Below are 288 nucleotides of genomic sequence, written 5' to 3'. Positions count from 1 at the left end.
TTTCCTAACTCTTTTCCTTCTGTTGATGCATCATATACKYKWACAASATCACCTTCGGCAACCCCACTYACTGTAATTGTATCCGCATCTCCAGCTTTATTGTTCGCTACTTTTACTGTATCCACCGCTGGTGCCACTGTTACTTGTGATTCATATTTCACCGCTGTACGAGCACTTTCTAGCTCATTCTCACTTTGTACACTTACATATACTGTGCCACCTGTTACTTTTAAAAGGTCTTTCCCTAAAATTGTTGCTTCTGTTTTTCCTTCCGCTACTGCTTCTGAT

Annotated in this window: 1 pseudogene; it reads right to left on the bottom strand. The window is 40.8% G+C overall.

The annotated features are described in order from the left end of the window. Positions 1–288: pseudogene (locus ASE54_RS36680) on the bottom strand (hypothetical protein); the annotation flags it as partial.

The sequence above is a fragment of the Bacillus sp. Root131 genome (genome assembly GCF_001429475.1).
GTDB classification, from domain to species: Bacteria; Bacillota; Bacilli; order Bacillales; family Bacillaceae_G; genus Bacillus_A; species Bacillus_A thuringiensis_S.
Note: the sequence above shows the minus strand (reverse complement) of the source record. Positions and strands in the feature narration are given on the sequence as shown.